19 protein-coding genes and 1 pseudogene are annotated in these 19,898 nt (G+C 74.1%); 13 read left to right on the top strand and 7 right to left on the bottom strand.

Features of this window, described 5'->3' with window-relative positions; translation table 11 throughout:
* Position 1: 1 nt before the first annotated feature.
* The 4 genes from AAW13_RS09855 (at position 2) to AAW13_RS09870 (ending at position 4,570) form a co-directional block, all read left to right on the top strand.
* Entirely contained in the window at positions 2-1,720 is a 1,719-nt protein-coding gene (locus AAW13_RS09855; RefSeq protein ID WP_046728396.1) for an ABC transporter permease subunit, read from the top strand.
* A 100-nt stretch (positions 1,721-1,820) separates the two neighbouring features.
* Positions 1,821-3,035, top strand: coding sequence for an MDR family MFS transporter (locus tag AAW13_RS09860; RefSeq protein ID WP_046728397.1), 1,215 nt, complete (start codon positions 1,821-1,823; stop codon positions 3,033-3,035).
* Positions 3,036-3,156: 121 nt separating this feature from the next.
* A complete protein-coding gene (locus AAW13_RS09865; RefSeq protein WP_046728398.1) occupies positions 3,157-3,777 on the top strand; it encodes a hypothetical protein in 621 nt (206 codons plus the stop codon).
* Between the two features lie 67 nt (positions 3,778-3,844).
* Complete coding sequence (locus tag AAW13_RS09870) at positions 3,845-4,570, top strand: YcnI family protein (RefSeq protein WP_046728399.1); 726 nt, start codon at positions 3,845-3,847, stop codon at positions 4,568-4,570.
* A 59-nt stretch (positions 4,571-4,629) separates the two neighbouring features.
* On the opposite strand, the gene AAW13_RS09875 is transcribed toward AAW13_RS09870, so the two are convergent.
* Positions 4,630-5,508 (bottom strand): CDP-alcohol phosphatidyltransferase family protein, encoded by an 879-nt coding sequence (locus tag AAW13_RS09875; RefSeq protein WP_079178768.1) that lies wholly within the window; start codon positions 5,506-5,508, stop codon positions 4,630-4,632.
* Between the two features lie 121 nt (positions 5,509-5,629).
* Between AAW13_RS09875 and AAW13_RS09880 the strand changes: the two genes are divergently transcribed.
* The 5 genes and pseudogenes from AAW13_RS09880 to AAW13_RS46675 form a co-directional block, all read left to right on the top strand.
* The gene (locus AAW13_RS09880; protein ID WP_046728400.1) at positions 5,630-6,613 is read left to right on the top strand and encodes a zinc-dependent alcohol dehydrogenase; all 984 of its coding nucleotides are present in this window, start codon (positions 5,630-5,632) and stop codon (positions 6,611-6,613) included.
* A 150-nt stretch (positions 6,614-6,763) separates the two neighbouring features.
* Positions 6,764-7,162 carry a 6-pyruvoyl trahydropterin synthase family protein gene (locus tag AAW13_RS09885; RefSeq protein ID WP_046728401.1) on the top strand — a complete coding sequence of 133 codons (399 nt, stop codon included), beginning with the start codon at positions 6,764-6,766 and terminating at the stop codon, positions 7,160-7,162.
* 5 nt (positions 7,163-7,167) lie between these two features.
* The gene (locus AAW13_RS09890; RefSeq protein WP_420855450.1) at positions 7,168-8,370 is read left to right on the top strand and encodes a glycosyltransferase family 4 protein; all 1,203 of its coding nucleotides are present in this window, start codon (positions 7,168-7,170) and stop codon (positions 8,368-8,370) included.
* An 86-nt stretch (positions 8,371-8,456) separates the two neighbouring features.
* Positions 8,457-9,419, top strand: coding sequence for a hypothetical protein (locus AAW13_RS09895; RefSeq protein WP_046728403.1), 963 nt, complete (start codon positions 8,457-8,459; stop codon positions 9,417-9,419).
* Positions 9,416-10,294: pseudogene (locus AAW13_RS46675) on the top strand (lysylphosphatidylglycerol synthase transmembrane domain-containing protein); the annotation flags it as partial. The gene AAW13_RS09895 and the pseudogene AAW13_RS46675, both read left to right, overlap by 4 nt.
* Positions 10,295-10,395: 101 nt before the next feature.
* Here AAW13_RS46675 and AAW13_RS09905 read toward each other — a convergent pair.
* Positions 10,396-11,154: a creatininase family protein gene (locus AAW13_RS09905; RefSeq protein ID WP_071659495.1), complete on the bottom strand. Its 759-nt coding sequence runs from the start codon at positions 11,152-11,154 to the stop codon at positions 10,396-10,398.
* Between the two features lie 38 nt (positions 11,155-11,192).
* Between AAW13_RS09905 and ribA the strand changes: the two genes are divergently transcribed.
* Positions 11,193-11,852, top strand: a complete 660-nt coding sequence (gene ribA / locus AAW13_RS09910; protein ID WP_046728406.1) for a GTP cyclohydrolase II — start codon at positions 11,193-11,195, stop codon at positions 11,850-11,852.
* A gap of 55 nt (positions 11,853-11,907) precedes the next feature.
* Complete coding sequence (locus AAW13_RS09915; protein WP_046728407.1) at positions 11,908-13,053, top strand: NAD(P)/FAD-dependent oxidoreductase; 1,146 nt, start codon at positions 11,908-11,910, stop codon at positions 13,051-13,053.
* Between the two features lie 7 nt (positions 13,054-13,060).
* On the opposite strand, the gene AAW13_RS09920 is transcribed toward AAW13_RS09915, so the two are convergent.
* Genes AAW13_RS09920 through AAW13_RS09930 form a run of 3 tightly spaced genes read right to left on the bottom strand, consistent with a single transcriptional unit; the run spans position 13,061 to position 16,252 of the window.
* Positions 13,061-14,284 carry a serine hydrolase domain-containing protein gene (locus AAW13_RS09920; protein ID WP_046728408.1) on the bottom strand — a complete coding sequence of 408 codons (1,224 nt, stop codon included), beginning with the start codon at positions 14,282-14,284 and terminating at the stop codon, positions 13,061-13,063.
* Positions 14,285-14,333: 49 nt separating this feature from the next.
* Entirely contained in the window at positions 14,334-15,674 is a 1,341-nt protein-coding gene (locus AAW13_RS09925) for an MFS transporter (protein WP_046728409.1), read from the bottom strand.
* Positions 15,671-16,252 carry a TetR/AcrR family transcriptional regulator gene (locus tag AAW13_RS09930; protein ID WP_046728410.1) on the bottom strand — a complete coding sequence of 194 codons (582 nt, stop codon included), beginning with the start codon at positions 16,250-16,252 and terminating at the stop codon, positions 15,671-15,673. Before AAW13_RS09930 ends, AAW13_RS09925 begins: the two co-directional genes overlap by 4 nt.
* Before the next feature lie 85 nt (positions 16,253-16,337).
* Between AAW13_RS09930 and AAW13_RS09935 the strand changes: the two genes are divergently transcribed.
* On the top strand, positions 16,338-16,763 hold the full coding sequence (locus tag AAW13_RS09935) for a PPOX class F420-dependent oxidoreductase (protein ID WP_046728411.1): 426 nt from the start codon (positions 16,338-16,340) through the stop codon (positions 16,761-16,763).
* A 154-nt stretch (positions 16,764-16,917) separates the two neighbouring features.
* Positions 16,918-17,328, top strand: coding sequence for a VOC family protein (locus AAW13_RS09940; protein WP_046728412.1), 411 nt, complete (start codon positions 16,918-16,920; stop codon positions 17,326-17,328).
* Here the strand turns inward: AAW13_RS09940 and AAW13_RS09945 are convergent.
* Positions 17,264-18,469, bottom strand: a complete 1,206-nt coding sequence (locus AAW13_RS09945; RefSeq protein WP_052768501.1) for a glycosyltransferase — start codon at positions 18,467-18,469, stop codon at positions 17,264-17,266. The two genes, AAW13_RS09940 and AAW13_RS09945, sit on opposite strands and share 65 nt — an antisense overlap.
* 103 nt (positions 18,470-18,572) lie before the next feature.
* Positions 18,573-19,895, bottom strand: coding sequence for a nucleotide sugar dehydrogenase (locus AAW13_RS09950; RefSeq protein ID WP_079178769.1), 1,323 nt, complete (start codon positions 19,893-19,895; stop codon positions 18,573-18,575).
* Positions 19,896-19,898: the final 3 nt, after the last annotated feature.

Below are 19,898 nucleotides of genomic sequence, written 5' to 3' on the forward strand. Positions count from 1 at the left end.
CGTGCCGACCCTGCTGTGGCGAGCCGTGCTCGCGGCCGGCCTGGTGTGCGGGATCGGGGTGCTGCCCTGGCTCGCGCACACCGACCCCGCGCTGACCGTCCTCAGGGCACGCTCCCAGGACCGCGACCCCGCGCCCGAGGTGCTCGCCGACATACGCGACCGACTCGGCCTGGACAAAGGGCCGTTCCACCTCCTCGCCGAATGGGCGGGCGGTCTGCTGCGAGGCGACGCCGGACGGTCGTGGATCTCCGGCGGAGAGGTGACCCCTGCCGTGCTCCAGGCGCTCGGCGCCTCCCTGCTGCTGATGACGGTCGCCCTCGTGACCGCCGTCTGCACCGCCGGCCTGGTGTGCGCCCGCACCCTGAGATCGGGCGGCGCCCGCCGCTCCGGCGGCACCGGATCCGCGATGCTCGCCGCGCTGCCCGAGTTCCTCACCGCCTCCGTCCTCGCCACCGTCGTCGGCGTCCAGCTCGGCTGGCTGCCCGCCCTCGGCTGGTACGGCCCCCGCTGGACCGTGCTGCCCGCACTCGCCCTCGGCCTGCCCGCCGGCGCCGTCCTCGGCCGGCTCCTCGACGACCTGCTGCCCGGCGCCTTCGCCGAACCCTGGGCACGGGCCGCGGCCGCCCGCGGCCTGCCCCCGCACCGCGTCGCCCGCCAGGCACTGCGACGCTGCGTCCCCGGACTCCTGCCCAACGCGGGCCTGTTCGTCGTCGGTCTCACCGGCGGTGCCGTCGCCGTGGAACAGATCTTCGACGTCCCGGGACTCGGCCGCACCACCCTCCAGGCCGCCCTCGCCCAGGACCTGCCCGTCCTCCAGGCGGGCACCCTGGCCCTGCTGCTGCTCGCCGCGGCCGCCGCTCTCGCCACCCGCGCGCTGGTACGACTGCTCGTCGGCCCCGCCCTGAACGACCGAGCGCTGCCCGCGCCGCACCGGACCGCCCCGCCCGCCCGCCGGGCCACCCCGCTCGTCCTGGCCTCCGTACTGCTCACGGTCGTCGCCTCCGGACTGCCCCGCGACCCCCTCGCCCTCGACACCACCGAGCGGCTTCGACCGCCCTCCCCGGCGCACCCGTTCGGCACCGACGCGCTCGGCCGCGATCTGCTCGCCCGGGTCGCGCACGGCGCCCTCGACACCCTGCTGCTCGCCCTCGCGATCAGCGCCGGCGCCCTGTTCGCCGGCGTGCTCCTCGGGCTGCTGCCCCGGCTCTCCGGACCGCTCGTCGACACCGTCAACGCCGTGCCGCCGGTACTGGCCGCCCTGCTGGTCACGGCGGTCGCCGGCGGGGGGCCGCGGACCCCCGCCCTCGCCGTCGCCGCGGTGGCCTGGGCACCCCTGGCCGCCCACACCTCCGCGCTGCTCCGGCAGGAACGCGCCACCCTCCATCTCACCGCCACCGCCGCCCTGGGCGCCGGCCGCGGGTACCTGCTCCACCACGAACTGCTGCCGGCCGTGGTGCCGCCCGTCGTCCGGCACGCGCTGCTGCGGCTGCCCGGCGTCGCACTCGCCCTCGCCTCGCTCGGTTTCCTCGGCCTGGGTGCCCAGCCGCCGTCCCCGGAATGGGGCCGGCTCCTCGCCGAGAACCAGCCGTACGCCGAACGCGCCCCCTGGGCGGTCCTCGCCCCCGCCGCCGTGCTCGCCCTGCTGGGCGCGCTGGCCGTGACCGCGTCGACCGCGGGCACCGGGCGGACACGGAAGCCGAGGAAGCCGAGGCCGGTGTGAACCCGAGGAAGCCGAGGCCGGTGTGAACCCGAGGAAGCCGAGGCCGGTGTGACCCCGAGGAAGCCGAGGCCGGTGTGACCCCGAGGAAGCCGAGGTCGGTGTGACGCCACTGCTGCGGCTGCTGATCCTCACCCAACTCGCCTTCAACGTCGGCTTCTTCGCCGTGCTCCCGTTCCTCGCCGCGCACCTCGGGCAGGCGATCGGGATGGCCGGGTGGCTGGTCGGACTGGTCCTCGGGCTGCGCACGTTCAGCCAGCAGGGGCTGTTCGTGGTCGGCGGGGCGCTGACCGACCGGTACGGGGTGCGGCCCGTCGTGCTCACCGGCTGCGTGCTGCGGATCGCCGGGTTCGGCTGGCTCGGATACGCCGAACGGACCTGGGCGGTGATCGGGTCGGTGCTGCTGACCGGGTTCGCGGCGGCGCTGTTCTCGCCCGCGGTGGAGTCCGAGGTGGCCCGGCAGGCCGTGCTCCGCGAGGAGGCGGGCGGCGGACCGCGCACCCGGGTCCTCGCCCTGTTCACCGTCGCCGGACAGGCGGGCGCGTTCGTCGGGCCGCTGCTGGGCGCGCTGTTGCTGGCCGTGGATTTCCGCGCGGTGTGCCTGGCCGGGGCCGGCGTCTTCGTCGTGGTCCTCGCCGGGCACGCGCTGCTCCTCCCGCGTCGCGTGCCCGGCCGCCGGCAGGTCCGGGTCCGGGGCGGCACGCGTGACCTGGTGCGCAACCGGGCCTTCCTCGGGCTGTGTTGCGGATACGGCGCCTGCCTGCTCGCCTACAACCAGCTCTACCTCGCCCTGCCCGCCGAGGTGGCGCGGGCCACCGGTTCGCAGACGGCGCTCGCCTGGCTGTTCGCGCTGTCCTCGGCGCTGGTCGTCACCGCACAGTTGCCCGTCACCCGCTGGGCGGGGGAGCGGCTGGCACCGCGCCGGTCCATGACGGCCGGGCTGCTGCTGACCGCCGCCGGGTTCACCGTGGTCGCGGCGGCCCGGCCGGCCGATGTCAGGGGCGTCGCCGGACTGCTGCCCGCCGCCGTGCTGGTCGTCCTGCTCACCCTCGGCCAGATGCTGGTCGCCCCCGTCGCCCGGGCCTGGGTCCCCGACCTGGCCGCGGACGGGCGGCTCGGCCTCTACACGGGTGCCCTCTCCTCCGTCTCCGGGCTGATCGTCCTGCTCGGCAGCGCGGGGACCGGCACGCTGCTGGACGCGGGGTGGCTCCCGCCGGCCTTGCCGTGGCTGGTGCCGGCCGGGATGACCGCCGTGGCGGTGCTGGTGTTGCCGAGACGGGAGGGGAGGCGGTCGCGGCCCGCTCCCGGGTGCGGCTGAGCGGGGGCCGGTCGCGCGGTTCCCCGCGCCCCTGAGAGGGCGGCTCACCCCGCGTCGCCCTCGTGACTGAACCTGGTGTCCGCGCCACGCGTACCTCTCCACCGTGGGAGGATCGCTCACCATGAGTGCGTCACCGGCGGTACGGAGCCTGCGTGCCGCGGTGTTCGCCGCGGTGTGCGTGCTCCTGGCCGCCGCCGGGCACGGCCTCGCCATGGGCGACATGCCGCCGCTCTGGGCCGACGCGGCTGGATTCGCCGCGGTCTTCGTCCTCGGCCGCGCCCTCGCGGGCCGGGAGCGCGGACTGCCGGAGATCGGTGTCGGCATGCTCCTCACCCAGGCGGGCCTGCACATGGGGTTCGACGCGGCCCGCCGGGTCACGTCGGTCCACACCGCGCGCATGGCCGACATGCCCGTGAACATGCCGATGCACGGTCACGCCATGGCCGCCGGGACGGCCCCGCACGCGCACGCCCTGACCGCGCACGCCACCGTCGCCCACGTCGTCGCCGCCCTGGTCGCCTCCTGGTGGCTGCGGCGCGGCGAGGCGGCGCTGTGGTCGCTGCTGCGCCGCGCGGTCGCCCTCGTCCCCGGACTCGCGGCCTGGTGGTACGACACCCCGCTGCCCACGCCGGCCGACCGCGGCCTTCCCGCCCTCGCCCGGCCCGTCCGCCCCCGGCTGCTCACCCTGCGGCACGCGGTGACCCGACGCGGCCCACCGAACCCGATCCCGTACGCGGTCTGACCCGGTCTGACCCCCGCAACAGACGTTCCGTCCCTGTCCTTTCCTTCGTACGGAGATCCACTCAGCCATGTCCGCAACCCGCGCCACCCTGCGCCGCGCCGCCACCGTCACCGCGCTCACCGCCGCCTCCGTCCTGGTCGCCGCCGGAGTCGCCGCCGCGCACGTCACGGTCCACCCCGAGAGCTACGCCAAGGGCGCCACCGACGGTGTGCTGACCTTCCGCGTGCCCAACGAGGAGGACACCGCCGCCACCACCAAGGTGCAGGTCTTCCTGCCCACCGACCATCCGGTCCTCGGCGTCCTCGTCACCCCGCAGGCCGGCTGGACCGCCAAGGTCACCACCACCAAGCTCAAGACGCCCGTGAAGACCGACGACGGCACCATCACCGAGGCCGCCTCCGAGATCACCTGGACCGGCGGCAGGATCGGCGCCGGCCAGTACGTGGACTTCGACGTGGCGTTCGGCCAACTGCCCGAGGACACCGACCAGCTGACGTTCAAGACGCTCCAGACCTACTCCGACGGCAAGGTCGTCCGCTGGATCGAGCAGGCCCAGGGCGGCGACGACGAGCCGGAGAACCCGGCGCCCACCCTCAAGCTGACGGCGGGCGACGACACGGCGGCCTCGGCCGCGCCGACGGCGGAGAGCGCCGGCGCCAAAGCGACGTCCGCGTCCGCCGACGCCGGCGACTCCACCGCCCGTGGCCTCGGCATCGCGGGCCTGATCGTCGGCGCGCTGGGCCTCGCGGCAGCCGCGTTCACCTTCGTCAGGACCCGCGGCACACGGTCGTAGGCAACGAGCAGGGGCCCGGACCATCCCCCGGTCCGGGCCCCTGCTCCTGCCGTCCTCGCCTACCGCGCCGCGAGTTCCAGCAGTTCACGTTCCAGCGCGGCCACCGACTCGTCCTCCAGGGCGGTCGCCGACGTGTCCTCCAGCGCGGCCACCGACGCGTCGGCCTCGCCGGCCGCCCCGGTCTCCGCCGTCATCGCGGCCCCGGCCGTCGTCTCCCGCGCCGCGCCCCGCTCGTTGCGCCACAGCCACACCACGTCCCGCCCGAAGGACCACACCAGGGAGCCCAGCGCCAGCAGCACCACGGCCAGGTTGGCGAGGTGGGGCAGCAGGTCCGCGCCCGCCAGCAGCAGGCAGACGCCCTGCATCGCGGCGACCGTCTTGCGGGCCATCGAGTGCGGCAGCGGCGCGTTCAGCCAGGGCGCGAGCTTCGCCGCCGCGACGAACGCGTAGCGCATGGCGCCGATCAGCAGCACCCACGGACCGAGCTGCGTCGAGACGTACACGCTCAGCACCAGGATCAGGAACGCGTCGACCTCCATGTCGAAGCGGGCGCCCAGCGCGGTCGACGTCCCGGTCCTGCGGGCCACCTTGCCGTCGACGCCGTCGAGGATCAGGGCCACGGCGGTCAGGCCGACCAGCAGGGTGACCGGCGGTGAGCTCTCGAACGAGTCGGCGACCAGGGCCGTCACCCCGCCGACGAGGATCGCGCGGCCGAGGGTCACCCGGTTGGCCGGGCCGAAGGAGCGCGGCCGGGTGCGGTGCAGGGCCCTGGAGAGCACCGCCCAGGTGGCCATCGCGAACGCGAGGCCCGTCAGCCAGCCCGCCGGCCCCATGCCGATGGCGGAGCCCAGCAGCGCCAGCAACAGGATCTGCACGCCCGCTCCCACAGCGGTCTCCTGCTGGACCAGCCTGGCTTCGTAAGTGTTGTTCAGGGCCACCGCACGTCCTCCGGCCGAGTGACAGAGTCGATCAACGCCGCGTACTGTGCGCGGCCTGTGCACTTATCGCTGTGCACACCTCGGTACGTGAACAACTTCCCGATCGTTCAGGAGGATGCCGATGAACCGCTCGGCTCGCGCGTTCTGGCTCCGCTCTCCGGGCCACGGAGAGCTGCGTGACGTCACCCTCGCGGCGCCCGCCCAGGACGAGGTGCTGGTCCGCGCGCTGTACTCCGGAGTCAGCCGGGGGACCGAGACCCTGGTCTTCCGCGGAGGCGTCCCGGAGAACCAACACGCGGTGATGCGCGCGCCGTTCCAGGAGGGCGAGTTCCCCGGTCCGGTGAAGTACGGCTACCTCAGCGTCGGGATCGTGGAGGAGGGGCCCGATGAGCTGACCGGGCGTACGGTCTTCTGTCTGTATCCGCATCAGACGCGTTACGTCGTTCCGGTGAGCGCGGTGACGGTGGTACCGGAGCGGGTACCCCCGGCGCGCGCGGTGCTCGCGGGCACCGTGGAGACCGCGGTGAACGCCCTCTGGGACGCCGCGCCCCTGGTCGGCGACCGGATCGCGGTGATCGGCGGCGGCATGGTCGGCTGCTCGGTCGCGGCCCTGCTGGCCCGCTTCCCCGGGGTACGGCTCCAGCTGGTCGACGCCGACCCGGCCCGCGCCAGGACCGCCGAGGCCCTGGGCATCGACTTCGCGGCCCCGGAAGACGCCCTCGGCGACTGCGACCTGGTCGTGCACGCCAGCGCCACCGAACAGGGCCTCACCCGTGCCCTGGGGCTCCTCGCCGCCGAGGGCACGGTCCTCGAACTGAGCTGGTACGGCGACCGGCGTGTCGCCCTGCCGCTCGGTGAGGCCTTCCACTCCCGCCGCCTCACCGTGCGCAGCAGCCAGGTCGGCACCGTCTCCCCGGCCGCCCGGGCCGGCCGGAGCTACGCCGACCGCCTCGCCCTGGCCCTGGACCTGCTGGCGGACCCGGCGCTGGACGCCCTCATCACTGGCGAAAGCGCGTTCGAGGAGCTGCCGGAGGTCCTCCCGAAGCTGGCCTCCGGGGAGATCCCCGCCCTCTGCCACCGGGTCCGCTACGGCGACGACGGCTGACGCGATGTCCAATGGGGCCCCGCCAAGAGGTCCTGACCTGAGAAAAGGGTGAGAGTGGACTGAACGCGGGGAAGTCGAGAGCCGTATTAAGGGGTCCGCCGGCAGGCATCAGCCGGGGGACCAGACGCGCCGCACCTGGAGGGTCGTCCGTTGTTCAGCATCACCGTCCGCGATCACATCATGATCGCCCACAGTTTCCGCGGCGAGGTGTTCGGGCCCGCGCAGCGACTGCACGGCGCCACGTTCCTCGTGGACGCCACCTTCCGCCGTGAGCAGCTGGACGACGACAACATCGTCGTCGACATCGGTCTCGCGACCCAGGAACTCGGTGCCGTGGTCAGCGAGCTGAACTACAGAAACCTCGACAACGAGCCGGACTTCGCCGGGATCAACACCTCCACGGAGTTCCTGGCCAAGGTCATCGCGGACCGGCTCGCCGAGCGCATCGAGAAGGGCGCGCTCGGTGAGGGCGCCAAGGGCCTCGCCGGACTGACCGTCACCCTCCACGAGTCGCACGTCGCCTGGGCGAGTTACGAGCGTGCCCTGTGACCGACATGGCCATCGGCCGCCCGCCGGCCCTCACCTACGTGCCCGCGCAGCGCGCGGCCACCGCCGACCCCTCGGGCCAGAACGCCCCCGCGAACATCGGGATCCTCCCCATGTCCCTGCGCACCGTGCACTTCCTCATGCCGGGCGGTGTCGACGACCCGGCCCAGCCGAGCGGCGGCAACGCCTACGACCGGCGGGTCTGCCTGGACCTGCCCGGCTTCGGCTGGCAGGTCACCCGGCACGTGGTGGCCGGCTCCTGGCCACGCCCCGAGCAGGCCGCCCGGGACAGCCTCGCCCGGACCCTGCGCGAACTGCCGGACGGCGCGGTGGTCCTCGTGGACGGCCTGGTGGCCTGCGGTGTCCCGGAGATCGTCGTACCCGAGGCCGAACGGCTGCGGCTCGCCGTCCTCGTGCACCTGCCGCTGGGCGACGAGACCGGTCTCGACGCGGCCGTGGCCGCCGACCTGGACGCCCGCGAGCGCGCGGTGCTGCGCGCCGTGCCCGCGGTGATCGCGACCAGCGACTGGGCGGTACGACGGCTGGTCTCGCACCACGGCCTGGCCCCCGGCCGGGTCCATGTGGCCGCCCCCGGCGCCGACATCGCCCCCCTCGCCAGTGGCACCGACGGGGTCTCGCACCTGCTGTGCGTGGCCGCCGTCACCCCGCGCAAGGGCCAGCACCGGCTGGTCGAGGCCCTTGCCGCGGTCCGGGACCTGCCGTGGACCTGCACCTGCGTCGGCGGACTCAACCAGGACCCCGAGTACGTCGCCCACCTGCGGTCGCTGATCGAGCGGCACGGGCTGACCGACCGGCTGCACCTGGCGGGCCCGCGCTCCGGCGCCGACCTGGACGCCAGTTACGCCGCCGCGGACCTGATGGTCCTCACCTCCTACGCCGAGACCTACGGCATGGCGGTCACCGAGGCCCTCGCCCGGGGCATCCCGGTGCTCGCCACCGACGTCGGCGGGCTGCCCGAGGCGGTCGGCCGTGCCCCCGACGGCGGGGTGCCCGGCATCCTGGTGCCGCCGGAGGACCCCGCCGCGCTCGCCGCCGAACTGCGCGGCTGGTTCGGCGAGGCGGACGTACGCCGCCGTCTCAAGGCCGCCGCGCGCGGCCGGCGGGCGGCGCTCGACGGCTGGGCGACCACCGCCCGCAGCCTGGCCGGAGTCCTGCTGAGGCTCCCCGACGAACCGCGGAGGGCGGCATGACCGGCATGACGAGTGAGACGACCACCACTGCTCCGGCCGGAGCGATCCCCGCGCAGCCGGGGCCCGGGGATGTCACGGACGCAGGGATGGGACGGGACCGAATGGACGCGGCGGCTTCCGGTGAACCCACGGGCTCCGAAGTGATCGCGGGCGCCGGCCCCGTCACCCGTCCGGGCGAACGGGCCACGGTACGACTGCGCGAGACCGACCCCGAGGAGCCGCCGCGGTACGCGCCCGAGTGGCTGCAACTGCGGGAGAGCGCGGACGCGGCGGCCCGGGCGCACGACCTGCTGGACCCGCTGCGGATCCGGCTCGCCAACCTGCCCGGCAAGGCCGGCGGCGTCGTCGTCCACGACCTGGGCTGCGGCACCGGCTCCATGGGCCGCTGGCTGGCGCCCCGGCTGGACGGCGCCCAGCACTGGATCCTGCACGACCGCGACCCCTACCTGCTGCACTTCGCGGCCGTCGCCTCGCCCCGGGCCGCCGCCGACGGCAGCCGGGTGACGGTGGAGACCCGGCGCGGTGACGTCGCCCGGCTCACGCCGGACGCGCTCATAGGCGCCTCGCTGGTGACCGCCTCCGCCCTGCTGGACGTCCTCACCCGGGAGGAGGTCGACACCCTCGCCGAGGCCTGCACCGGGGCCGGCTGCCCCGCCCTGCTCACCCTGTCGGTCGCCGGCCGCGTGGACCTCTCCCCGTCCCTTCCGCTGGACGCGGAGATCGCCGAGGCGTTCAACGCCCACCAGCGGCGCGGCGGGCTCCTCGGTCCGGACGCGGTCACCGCCGCCTGCGAGGCGTTCGCCGACCGGGGCGCCACCGTGAAGGTGCACCCCAGCCCCTGGCGGCTCGGTCCCGACGAGAAGGCGCTCACCGAGCAGTGGCTGCGCGGCTGGGTCGGCGCGGCCGTCGAGGAACGCCCCGGACTCGCCGGGCGAGCCGAGGCCTACCTGGCCGAGCGGCTCGCCGCGAACGCGGCCGGTGAACTGCGGGTCGTGCTGCACCACAGCGACCTGCTCGCGCTCGCCCGGCCGACCGGAGGCACCTCATGACCACCCCGGCCCTGGTCCGGGAGAGCGCGCCGGTCGCCGCGGTGACCGTGCCCCGGCGGCTCGGCCTCCGTGCCGTCCGCGCCCACCTGGGCACCCTCGGCGGGGTCGCCATCCTCGCCGTGCTGCTGTGGCGGCTCGGTACCGGGGTCTTCCTCGACGGACTGCGCCGAATCGACACGCCGACCCTCGTGGCCGGCCTGGTGATCGGCGCGGTCACCACCGTACTGAGCGCCTGGCGCTGGCAGTTGGTGGCCCGCAGCCTCGGCCTGCGGCTGCCGCTCGGACCCGCGGTCGGCGACTACTACCGGGCGCTGTTCCTCAACGCGGCGCTGCCCGGCGGGGTGCTCGGCGATGTGCACCGGGCGGTCCGGCACGGGCAGAGCGAGGGCGACATCGGGCGCGGGGTCCGCGCGGTCGTCCTCGAACGGGCCGCGGGACAGCTCGCGTTGACCGTGTTCGGCGCGGGCGCCCTGCTGATCCTGCCGTCACCGGTCCGCGCCGACGTGCGCAGCTTCGCCCCGCTGGCGGCCGCCGGCGTGGCCGGCGCGTGCGCGATCGTCGTCGCCCTCCGGATGAACCGGGCGCCCGGCAGGCGGGTCGGCGCCCTGCGCTCGGCCCTCGCCGAGGCCCGCCGCGCCCTGCTGTCCCGGCGCAACGGGCCGGGCGTGGCGCTGTCCTCGGCGGTCATCCTCGCCGGGCACGTCGGGATGTTCGTGGTGTCCGCGCGGGTCGCCGGGTCCGCCGCCCCCGTGGCGATGCTGGTCCCGATCTCCGTGCTCGCCCTGGTCGCCATGGGACTGCCGCTGAACGTCGGCGGCTGGGGCCCCCGGGAAGGCGTCACCGCCTGGGCGTTCGCGGCGGCCGGGCTCGGCGCGGACAGCGGACTCGCCACCGCCGTCGTGTACGGCGTCCTCAGCTTCGTGGCGGCCCTGCCCGGCCTCGTGGTCCTGGTCGTCCGCTGGTCCGCCGGGCTGCGCTACTCCCGGCCCGGGGAGAGCAGTTCGAAAACCGTACCGAAGGAATCGGTGAGGCCCGCGAGGAGTTCCTTCCCCTTTTCCGCCGACCCCAGGGAGGGCCGGCCGATCACACCCGACTCGGTATAGGCGGACATTCCCAGGGTGAGGAGATGACGACGGTCGTCAGCGGTGAAATCGGCGGACTCGTAACCAGGGCGGACCAATTCGGGATGAGCGTGCAGCAGAATGGACGTCTCGATTTCCCCGGCATGCATGTCGGTGAGCGCGGAGGTCTCCACCCCGGCCCGCGTCAGCGCCGTCTCCCAGTCCTCCGCGGCCGGGTACAGCGCCAGTCGCTCGCCCCGCGCGGACGCCTCCTGTACGACGTTGCCCAGCACGTAGTTGCCGCCGTGGCCGTTGACCACGACCAGCGCGTCGACGCCCGAGCGGCGCAGCGAGGCGGCGATGTCGTTCACCACCGCGTGCAGGGTGACCGAGGAGATGCTGACGGTCCCCGGCCAGGCCGCGTGCTCGTGCGAGCAGGAGACGGTCACCGGAGGAAGGAGGTGCACCGGGTACGCGGCGGCGATCTCCCGGGCCACGGCACAGGCGACGAGCGTGTCCGTCGCGAGCGGAAGGTAGGGGCCGTGCTGTTCGAAGCTCCCCACGGGAAGGACGGCGACCTGTGTTGAAACGCCCGCCCCCCTGGTCCGTACCTCTTCCGTAGTGTCCGCCGGCAACAGACCGTGTGCCGCCGTACGCGCGCCCGAACCACTCATCTTTACACGGCCTTTCGTCTCTGCTTAGGAATCAGATCATGACAGAAAACCTCGGCGTACTCGGCACGAAGTCCCCACGGCGTTCGGGCGTGGAACGCGTCGTGAATGCACCGCTGCCCACCGTGTACGGGAAATTCCAGGCGATCGGCTACCTGGACCACGACCGCGGTGACGAGCAAGTGGCCCTGGTCTACGGCGACATCGGCAGCGACCGGGTGCTGACCCGGCTGCACTCGGAATGCCTCACCGGGGACGCGTTCGGCTCCCAGCACTGCGAGTGCGGCGACCAACTGGCCGCCGCGCTGCGCGCGGTCGTCTCCGAGGGCAGCGGAATCGTCGTCTACCTGCGCGGCCACGAGGGCCGCGGCATCGGACTGCTCGCCAAGCTGCGCGCGATGGCCCTTCAGGCGGAGGGCCTGGACACCGTCGAGGCGAACCTCGCGCTCGGCCTGCCCGTGGACGCCCGTGACTACGGGGTCGCCGCCGGCATCCTGCGCGACCTCGGGGTGGACTCGGTCCGCCTGATGTCCAACAACCCGCGCAAGCGCGAGTCCCTGGTGAAGCACGGCATAGAGGTCGCCGAGACGGTCCCGCTGCTGATCGAGCCGTGCGAGAACAACATCACGTACCTGCGCACCAAGCGGGAGCGCCTGGACCACGTGCTGCCCCACCTGGACGCGGTCGCGCACTGGTCCTGAGGTACCCGGTGGCCTCCCGGGGAAGGATCGGGGGAGACCGACAGGAGGTACACGCGTGAATCTTCGGGCCCAGGCAGTGATCGTCGGCGGCGGGGTGATGGGTACCAGCATCGCCTACCACCTCGCGAGCGCGGGCGTCCGCGACGTCGTCCTCGTCGAACGCGACGAGCTGGCCGCCGGATCCACCTCGAAGGCCGCGGGCGGAGTGCGCGCCCAGTTCTCCGACGAACTCAACATCCAGCTGGGCGCGCGGAGTCTGGAGGCCTTCGCCCGCTTCGAGGAGGAGACCGGGCACGACATCGGGCTGCGCCGCGTCGGCTACCTCTTCCTCCTGTCCACCCCCGAGGAGGTCGCCTCCTTCGAGGCGAGCGTGCGGCTCCAGAACCACCTCGGTGTGCCCAGCCGGATGCTCACCCCGAAAGAGGCGGCCCGGCTCTCCCCGCTGATCGACACCGACGGACTGCTGGCCGCCGCCTACTCCCCGGACGACGGCCACTGCACCCCCGAGTCCGTCGTGCACGGCTACGCGGCCGCCGCCCGCGCCCACGGCGTCCGGATCCTGCGCCACACCGAGGTCACCGGCATCGAACGGGACGGGCGCTGGGTCACCGCCGTGCACACCGGCCTCGGCCGGATCGCCACCGAGACGGTGATCTGCGCGGCCGGACCCTGGTCGCGGGCGGTCGGCGCGATGGCCGGCGTCGACTTACCGGTGCAGCCGCTGCGCCGCCAGATCGCGGTCACCGAACCGGTCCCGGGCCTGCCGCCGACGCTCCCGATGACCATCGACTTCACCACCAGTCTGTACTTCCACGCCGAGGGCCCGGGGCTGCTGCTCGGCATGTCCGACCCGGACGAGCGGCCGGGCTTCGCCGTCGACGCCCACGACCGCTGGATCCCCCGCCTCTGCGAGGCGATGCGGCGCCGCGCCCCGGCCCTGCTCGACCTGCGCCGCACCGGCGGCTGGGCGGGGCTGTACGAGAACACCCCCGACCACAACGCCCTGATCGGCGAGGCGACTTCGGTCTCCCGTTTCCTGTACGCCACCGGCTTCTCCGGCCACGGCTTCCTCCAGGGCCCGGCGGTCGGCGAGGTGATCCGCGACCTGTATCTGGGCCGGGCGCCCTTCCTGGACGTCCGGCCCCTGAACGCCGGCCGGTTCGCGGCCGACGCCCCGCGCCCGGAGGCCAACCTCGTGTGAGCGGCGCTCAGTCCAGGATCGACTCGTGGACCAGCCGGCGCAGCTCCGGGAAGACCTTCAGGGTCTTCGGGCGTACCTGGGTGTGGAACTGCACGGTCAGGTCGTGCGCCGGGTCCACCCAGAAGGCGGTGGTCGCGGCCCCGGTCCAGCCGTAGGCGCCGGGGCTGCTCGGCGCGAGCGTACGGGCGGGGTCGATCACGACCGACACGCCGAGCCCGAAGCCGAGGCCGTCGTTCCCGGGCTCCTGGTGCGGGGGTGCGCCGAAGGACCGCAGGTCGGCGCCGCCGGGCAGGTGGTTGCGGGACAGCAGGGCGACCGAGCCGGGGGAGAGCAGCCGGACGCCCGCCAGCTCGCCGCCCCGGCGCAGCATCTCCATGAAACGGTGGTAGTCGTACGCCGTCGCCGCGAGACCGCCACTGCCGGACAGCATGCGGGGGCGGCCCCGCAGCGGCAGCCCGGGGATCGCCTCGATGCCGCCGCCCTCCGTCTCCCCGTACAACTCCGAGAGCCGGTCCGCCTGTTCGGGGACGATGTGCAGGCCCGCGTCCGGCATGCCGAGCGGGCGGAAGATCCGGTCCGCGAAGAACTCGTCGAGCGGCTGCCCCGAGACCACCTCGATGACCCGGCTGAGCACGTTGAAGCCGACCGAGTAGTTCCACTGCGTGCCCGGCTCGAACTGGAGGGGCATCCGCGCGTACACGGCCGTCGTCTCGGCGAGGTCCGCGCCCGCCGGCACCGAGAACTCCAGGCCGGCTTCCCGGTACCGGGCGTCCACCGGATGCGAGTGGTAGAAGGCGAACGTCAACCCGGCCGTGTGGGTGAGCAGATGACGGATCAGGACCGGGCCTTCGGCGGGCCGGGTCACCATGTCCTCGCCCGAACCGCTGACGTGCACCCGGGGTTCGGCGAACTCCGGCAGGAAGCGGTCGACCGGATCGTCCAGCGACAGCAGGCCTTCCTCGGCCAGCAGCAGTATCGCGACCGCGGTGACCGGCTTGGTCATGGAGTAGACGCGCCAGATGGTGTCCGGCTCGACCGGCAGTCCGGCCGCGCGGTCGCGGTGGCCGTGGCAGGTGAGGTGGGCGACCCGGCCGCCGCGCGCCACGGCCACCAGGTAGCCGGGCAGGCGCCCTTCGTCGACGTAGTGGGCGAAGTGCTGGTCGAGGCGGTCCAGCGCCTTCACGTCCAGCCCGACCTCACTGGGGTCGACTTCCTGTCGCAGCTGTGCCATCGCTCTCCTCCGGTCGCGTCGTCCGCGGTGCGGTCCGACCTCGGTGCCCTCATCGTCGCGCAGGAAGCGGGGAACGGTCCCGCCCAACCGCGTGTGGTGTGACGGACGCTATAGAAGAGGCAGCGGGCAACGGACGGGCGAGCCCCACGCCGAGCAGCGCCAGGAACGCCAGTACGAGCAGCGGTGCCACGTTCCCCGAGCCCAGCAGTGCGCCCGCCACGGCCACCCCGAGCGTCGGCCCGACGTTGAGCGCGGTCTGCTGCATACCGCCCGCCACCCCCGCCGACCCGGCGTCCGCCTGCCGTACGACGACATGCGTCGCCGCCACCATCACCGTGCCGAACCCGGCGCCCAGCAGCCCGAATCCGCCGTACAGCGCGGGCGGGACCGAGGGCCGGGTCAGCAGCAGGACACCGAGTGCGAGGAGCGCCATCGCCGTCGCCGTGGTGCGGCGCGGGCCGAGACGGCGCAGCAGCACGGGGCACCCGGCGGCGGCCGCGACCATCAGCCCGGCCAGCGGCAGGCTGCGCAGGGCGCCGGCGAACGGGTCGAGGCCGAGGGCGCGTTGCAGCACGTACACGGCGACGAACAGGGTGCCGGACAGGGCCGCCGACGCGGCCACCAGCATCCCGAGGGCCGCCCCGACCGCCGGGGTTCCGATCACCCCGGGCGGCAGCAGCGGGCTCGCCGTCCGCCGTTCGTGCCGTACGAACGCGACTCCGGTGGCCACGGCCACCCCGAGGCTCACCGGCGCCCCGGCGGCCAGCCCGTGCACCAGCCCGGCCAGCGCCGCCGCGAGCAGCAACGCCCCCGGCACGTCCAGCGGCGTACGGACCGCCGGCTCCCGCTCCCGCCCGGCCAGCGCGAGCACCCCGAGGACCGTCGTCGGCACTACATGGAGGAAGAACACCGCCCGCCAGCCCAGCCCTGTCACCAGTGCCCCGCCGACCAGCGGCCCCGCGGCGGCCGCCAGTCCGACGGCCGCGGTGCGCAGGGCCAGCGGCCGCGCGAGCCCGTCCGGTGGATACGCGGCCCGCAGCATCCCGAGGGTGGCCGGTTGCAGCAGTGCCCCGAACACCCCCTGCGCCACCCGCAGTCCGATCACCCAGCCGATCCCGGGCGCCACTCCGATGCCCGCGGAGGCGGCGCCGAAGCCGAGCATTCCGACGCCGAAGGCCCGCCGCTGTCCGTACCGGTCGCCGAGCCGCCCGGCGAACACCAGCAGGCTCGCCACCGCGATGAGGTAACCGGTGCTGGTCCACTGCACCTCGGTGAAGGAGGCGCCCGACTCCTTCTGAAGCGTGGGCTGTGCGACCGTGAGCACGGTGCCGTCCAGGGCGACGACCACGGCGCCCGCGACACTGCTCACGAGGGTCAGGCGCCGGTTCACCGGCTGGTCACCGGGCCCAGGTGGGCGTCCAGGGCCGAGTGCAGCAGCGGCTCGGGGTCGACGGTTCCGGTCGCCAGTCGGAGGCTGCCCCAGGACCAGAGCTGGGCGATGCCGTGCAGGTTCGCCCACAGGGCCCCCGCGACGAGCCGGGCGTCCACGCCGGGCCGGGCCCGGCCGACCAGGTCCGCCAGCAGTCCGAACAGCGGCAGGCTGGTCTCCCGGAGCCGCAGGTGACCGCTCTCCAGCAGGTCGTGACGGAACATCAGCTCGTACATGCCGGTGTTGTCCCGCGCGAACTCCAGATACACCCGGCCCAGCGCGGCGACCTGCGCGCCCGGCGCTGCCGTACCGTCCCCCAGCGCCTCCCGCGCGCGTCCGGCCAGTGCGGTGAAGCCCCGGTGCGCGATGGCCGAGAGCAGTTCGAGATGGGTGGGGAAGTAGCGGCGCGGCGCCCCGTGCGAGACCCCGGCGCGACGGGCGATCTCCCGCAGGGTCAGCGCGGGCGCGCCCTCCGCGGCCACCAACTCCACGCCGGCGTCGACCAGCCGGTCCCGCAGGCTCCTGTCGGACTCAGTCATGGACAGTGTCTACCAGGCGTCGGTAGACACTGTCTACCAGCGCCCGGCGGGAATGCCGGACCCGAGCCGCGCGGTTGCAGCGGATATGACCCAGGACACACTTCTGAAGCTGCTCGCCGAAGGTCACGCCGGGGTGCTGGTCACCCTCAAGAGAGACGGCCGCCCCCAGCTGTCCAACGTCAGCCACGCCTACTACCCCGACGAGCGGACCGTGCGCGTCTCGATCACGGACGACCGCGCGAAGACCCGCAACCTGCGCCGCGACCCGCGCGCCTCCTACCACGTCACCAGCCCCGACCGCTGGGCGTACACGGTCGCCGAGGGCACCGCCGAGCTGTCACCGGTCGCCCAGGACCCGTACGACGAGACGGTCGAGGAACTCATCCGCCTCTACCGTGACGTCCAGGGCGAGCACCCCGACTGGGACGACTACCGCGCCGCGATGGTCCGCGACCGCCGGCTGGTGCTGCGGCTGCGCGTGGACCGGGCCTACGGCATCCCGCGCGCGTAGGGTCCGGGTCGTCCGCCCGGCCCGCCGGCGCACCCGGCCTAGGGCCGTGGTCCGGGGGCGGGGACCGTGGGCCCAGGACGATCGGCCGATGGTCCGGCGATCACCGGGCACCTAGGCTGCCGGGCAGGTAACGGCAGCTCAGGAAGAGGTCACGATGCCCGTCAACGGCCGCAGTCACATCCGCGTCGCCCGGCCCTCCCGGGACCTGGCGGCGGCCGAGCGGTTCTGGGTGCACGGGCTGGGGCTCGGTGTGCTGTGGCGGGCGGAGGGCGGGCCGGAGCCCGGCGAGCACGACCTGCTGATGGTGGGCTGGCCGGACGCCGACTGGCACCTGGAGCTGGTCCACGAGCCCGCCCGGCCCGTGGAGCCCCGGCCCACCGAGGAGGACCTGCTGGTCGTCTACGTCGACGGACCGGTGCCCGCGGAACTCGTCGCCCGGCTGGAGGAGCACGGCGGCCGGCGGGTGCCGTCGCCGAACCCCTACTGGAACCAGTGGGGCGTCACGGTGGCGGACCCGGACGGGTACCGGCTCGTGCTCTGCGAGCGGGGCTGGTCGAACGCGTAGCGGCGAACGCCCGCCGCCGATCCCGTCCGGCGCCGGCCTGCTCGCGGACCCAGCTCTCCAGGCAGTACGTGAACTCGGCTGCTCTGTCGGGCCAGTTGTAGTGGGTGAGCGCCGCCTCGCGGCCGCGCTGGGCCGCGGTGTGCCGCAGGATCGCGTCGGCTCCCAGCCGTCGTATCGCCTCCGCCGCCGCCGGCGGGTCCCGGTACGGCACGACGATCCCGCAGCCGTGCCGCTCGACCATCTCGGCCGCCAGCGGGGTGGGCGTGGTGATCACGGGGACCCCGTGGGCCATGTACTCGACCACCTTGGTGGGCCGCGAGTGACGGTAGTTGGGGTGGTCGTGAAGCAGGGAGAGGCCGGCCAGCGCGCCGGAGAACAGGGCCAGCGCACGGTCGTTGGGCAGGAAGCCGTGCCAGCGCAGCACCCCGTCCCGGTCGGCCGCGGCCAGCGCGTCCCGGACGTCCGGGTCCGCCGCGCCCGCCACCTCGACCCGCGGCCCGGGGCCCAGGTGCCGGGCCGTCTCGATCAGGTCCAGCGCCCCACGGGCCCGGGACAGGTGGCCGACGTAGACGACCCGTTCGGTGCCCGGCGGCTCGGGCGCCCGGACCGGCGCGGTGGTGAAGTTCGGCACCACCGGGTGGGTGCGGCGGAAGCGCGCCTGATAGGCGTCCTCGGCGAGCAGCAGCCGCAGATGGCGTTCCGCGAGCCGCTCGGCCGCCCGCACCCCGAACCGCAGCGGCGCCCGCAGCGGCCGCGGTATCCAGCGTTTCGTGGTGAGCGCGGCGGCGGTGTCCTCGTGCACGTCCCACACCACGACCGGACCCGTCCCGGACCGCCGCCAGCGACGCAGCGTGCCCGGCAGCGCCAGCAGCAGCTCCGGGTCGTGCAGCAGGACCACGTCCGCCTCGGGACCGCGCTGGGCGAGCAGCGCCCTGGCCGCGCCCACCGCGTCCCGGCGGCTGCGGCCCGCCGCCCTCGGCAGGTCGATGCCTTCGAGGTCGGGCCGGGGGAGCACCTCGCGGGCCGCGAACGGGGCCGCGTACACCACATGGTGCCCGCGGTCCCGCAGTGCGCCGATCTGCCGGTGCAGGATGCGCGCGTCCTCGGGGTGGTGGACGACGGTGACGACGAGTATCCGCATCTGGGCACCTTTCGACTCCACGTCCCGGAGTCCTTCGACTCCGGGACGTGGAAGGGGAGTTGCTACACGAATCGGCTTGCGCGGGTGGGTTCGCCCAGGTGGGCTACAGCACCTCGACCCCGGGCCGGAAGATCCGTCCCCGGGTGTCGAAGAGCAGCCGGGCCTCGTCGCCGAGGGCCGGGAGGTCGTACGCGGAGTGGTCCTGGAGCAGGACGGTCAGGTCGTGCGAGCGCGCCGCCGCCATGACGTCGGTGACGCGCGGCACGGCCTGCCCGTCCACGAACCAGGCCGGTACGAACGGGTCGTGGAAGGAGAGCTCCGCCTCCCGCTCCCGCAGCAGCCGGGCCACCGGCACCGCCGGCGCCTCCCGCTGGTCGGCGACGTCGGGCTTGTAGGTGACGCCGAGGAGCAGCACCCGGGAACCGTGCAGGGCGCGGCCCTCGTGGTTGAGCAGGTCCTGGGCGCGCCGGACGACGTACTCCGGCATATGGGCGTTGATCTCCCGGGCGAGTTCCACGAACCGGAACTCGTAGCCGATCGAACGCACCTTGTAGGAGAGGTAGTTGGGGTCGATCGGGATGCAGTGGCCACCCACCCCGGCGCTGGGCCTGAAGGGCTGGAAGCCGAAGGGCTTGGTGCCGGCGCAACGGATCGCGTCCCACACGTCGACCCGCAACTCACGGCACAGGATGGCCAGTTCGTTGACCAGGGCGATGTTGACGTGTCGGTAGGTGTTCTCCAGGAGCTTGGCCATCTCGGCCTCGCGGGTGCCCTTCGCCTGCACGACGGTGTCGACGAGCTTGCCGTAGAAGGCCGCGGCCCGGGCGGCGCACGCCGGGGTGCAGCCGCCGACCACCTTCGGTGTCTCGCGCAGCCCGTGCGTGGTGTTGCCGGGGTCGATGCGCTCCGGGGAGAAGGCCAGCGCGAAGTCCTCGCCGGCCCGCAGCCCGGCCTCCTCCAGGAGTGGCTTCACGACCTCCTCGGTGGTGCCCGGATAGGTGGTCGACTCCAGGACGACCAGCTGTCCGCGGCGCAGCCTGCCCGCCACCGCCCGCACGGCGGACCGTACCGCGCCCAGGTCCGGGCCGCCGTCCTCGCCGAGCGGGGTCGGCACACAGATCACGATCGTCTGCGCCCGGGCCAGACACGCGTCGTCCGTGTACGCGGTGAACCCGGCCTGCCGCATCCGGGCGACGTCGTCGTCCGAGACGTCGTCCACATGGGAATGACCGGCGTTCAGGCCCTCCACGACCCGGGGGTCGAGGTCGAGCCCGGCTACCCGCAGCCCGACCGCCGAGGCCTCCCGCGCGAGCGGAAGGCCGACGTAGCCGAGTCCGATGACGGCCAGTTCCAAGCCGTCGGTCTGTTCCTGGTCCCCGAGCGATTCGCTCAATTCCCCGAGCGGTACGGCCTGTTCGACCTGCATAGG

This window comes from Streptomyces humi (genome assembly GCF_001005085.2).
GTDB classification, from domain to species: Bacteria; Actinomycetota; Actinomycetes; order Streptomycetales; family Streptomycetaceae; genus Streptomyces; species Streptomyces humi.